The organism is Streptomyces albidochromogenes (genome assembly GCF_005981925.1).
Lineage (GTDB): Bacteria > Actinomycetota > Actinomycetes > Streptomycetales > Streptomycetaceae > Streptomyces > Streptomyces albidochromogenes.
Genome location: NZ_VBVX01000537.1, coordinates 1 through 2,251 on the forward strand (window position 1 = coordinate 1; position 2,251 = coordinate 2,251).

Annotated in this window: 3 protein-coding genes; all 3 read left to right on the plus strand. The window is 74.1% G+C overall.

Annotated elements, in window-relative coordinates; all coding sequences use genetic code 11:
• Positions 1 to 192: 192 nt before the first annotated feature.
• The gene (locus tag E2E34_RS33555; RefSeq protein ID WP_138905602.1) at positions 193 to 390 is read left to right on the plus strand and encodes a hypothetical protein; all 198 of its coding nucleotides are present in this window, start codon (positions 193 to 195) and stop codon (positions 388 to 390) included.
• A gap of 205 nt (positions 391 to 595) precedes the next feature.
• The gene (locus tag E2E34_RS33560) at positions 596 to 1,066 is read left to right on the plus strand and encodes a cation:proton antiporter regulatory subunit (RefSeq protein ID WP_138905603.1); all 471 of its coding nucleotides are present in this window, start codon (positions 596 to 598) and stop codon (positions 1,064 to 1,066) included.
• A gap of 3 nt (positions 1,067 to 1,069) precedes the next feature.
• Positions 1,070 to 2,251, plus strand: a 1,182-nt coding sequence (locus E2E34_RS33565) for a cation:proton antiporter (protein WP_138905604.1), incomplete at its 3' end; no start/stop codon positions are given.

The window sequence follows — 2,251 nt, forward strand, 5'->3', positions numbered from 1 at the left end:
CGGATTGCCGTGAAAGCCGAAGAGGCGGGCGCCGGGCGGGCGGCCGCCGCGCCCTGCGGGGCTCCGGCTGCGGACGGGGAGCGGCGGCGGGTGGTCCTGCGCTGCTGAGGGGACCGGCGCGGCCCGGCACCTCGCCATGCCGTCGCCGTCGCTCCGGCGCCGCATCACCCCCTCGACGTAAGGACGTTCACCATGCCCATCGACCCGTATGCCGCACTGAACGCCATGGTGCGGGCCGAAGTCGCCCGTTCCGCCGCACCGCACGACACCGCGCGGCACGAGCCGCGACATCCGGACGCCGGCGGCGCGGCCGCCGACGCGGACCGGGCCGGCGACACCGGCCCGGGCAGGGGCGGCGAAGAGGACCCGGCGGTCGCCCACCGCCCCTGAGCCGCTGCGGCGGCGGCGCTCCGCGTCGCGGGGCGCCGCCGCCCTCGCCTCTGAGCTGCGAGTACGCCCGGTACCAGGCCCGCGGAGGGGCGGAGTAGGGTAATGGAAAGGTAAAGCAGCCGGTCGCGCTGCTCGTGGATCACGGCCGACGTGCCCCGCGAGTGCGCACGTGCCGCGGCCGGGCAGCAGACCGGGAGGGCAGACCATGGGTACGCGCCGGACCACGTTGCCGGGCGTCGGTACGCAGTACGACTTCACGACCGAGGACGGCCAGCACATCTCGGTCGTCGTCCACAAGGACGGCCGGCGCTTCATCGGCTTCTACGACCGCGACGACCCCGACGCGTGCCTGCTCTCCGTACCCCTGTCGCCCGACGAGGCCACCGCCCTGGCCCACCTGATCGACACGGCGCCCATCGACGCCGTACGCACCGACGGCATCGACCTCGTCACCGAGCACATCCAGGTGACCGCCAGGTCGCCGTACGCCGGACGGCCGCTCGGGGACACCCGGGCGCGCAGCCGGACGGGCGCGTCGATCGTCGCCGTACTCCAGCGGACCGCCGCCACGCCGTCACCGGGGCCCGACTTCCGGCTGTCCATCGGCGACACGCTGGTCGTCGTCGGCACCCGTGAGGGCGTCGACGCGCTCGTCGAGATCGTCGCGGAGGGCTGAGCCGTGCACAACACCACCGCGCTGCTCATCGAACTCGGCTCGCTCATCCTGGCGCTCGGCCTCATCGGCAGGCTCGCGGAGCGGGTGGGCCTGTCCCCCATACCCCTCTACCTGCTGGCGGGGCTCGCGTTCGGGCAGGGCGGGCTGCTGCCGCTCAACGCCAGCGAGGACTTCGTGGCGGTCGGCGCCGAGATCGGCGTCATCCTGCTGCTGCTCCTGCTGGGCCTGGAGTACAGCGCCTCCGAACTGGTCACCAGCCTGAAGACCCAATACCCGTCCGGCGCCGTGGACTTCGTCCTCAACGCCACACCCGGCGCGGCCGCCGCCCTCCTCCTCGGCTGGGGGCCAGTGGCCGCCGTCGCCCTGGCCGGTGTCACCTGGATCTCGTCGTCGGGCGTCGTCGCCAAGGTGCTCACCGACCTCGGCCGCCTCGGCAACCGCGAGACGCCGGTCGTACTCGGCGTCCTGGTGATGGAAGACCTGTCGATGGCGGTCTACCTGCCGCTGCTGACGGCGCTGCTCGCGGGCGTCGGTCTCGCCGGCGGCAGCGTGGCGCTGGTCGTCGCGCTCGGGACGGTCGGGCTCGTCCTGTACGTCGCCCTGCGGCACGGGCGGCTGATCAGCCGGGCGGTCTCGTCGGACAACCCCGAGATGCTGCTCCTCGTGGTGCTCGGGCTGACGGTGCTGGTCGCCGGGGTGGCGCAACAGTTGCAGGTGTCCGCGGCCGTGGGGGCGTTCCTCGTCGGCATCGCACTGTCGGGCGAGGTCGCGGAGGGCGCGCGCAAGCTGCTGACCCCGCTGCGGGACCTCTTCGCGGCCGTCTTCTTCGTCTTCTTCGGCCTGTCGACGGACCCGGCGGCCATCCCGCCGGTGCTGCTGCCCGCCCTGCTGCTCGCCGTCGTGACGACGTTCACGAAGATCGCCACCGGCTGGTACGCCGCGCGACGCGCGGGCATCGGACCGCGCGGCCGGCTGCGGGCGGGCGGAGCCCTGGTGGCGCGCGGCGAGTTCTCCATCGTGATAGCGGGCCTCGCGGTGGCGACCGAGCCCCGGATCGGCCCGATCGCCACGGCGTACGTCCTGATCCTCGTCGTCCTGGGCCCGCTGACGGCACGGTGGACCGAACCGCTGGTGTCGCGGATGCGGAAGGCCGACCGGTGGCGCCGGGGCCGGGGAGAGGGGGAC

Coding starts and splice junctions, on each gene's coding strand:
- E2E34_RS33555 (WP_138905602.1), top strand. CDS start 193: ATGCCCATCGACCCGTATGCCGCACTGAACGCCATGGTGCGGGCCGAA.
- E2E34_RS33560 (WP_138905603.1), top strand. CDS start 596: ATGGGTACGCGCCGGACCACGTTGCCGGGCGTCGGTACGCAGTACGAC.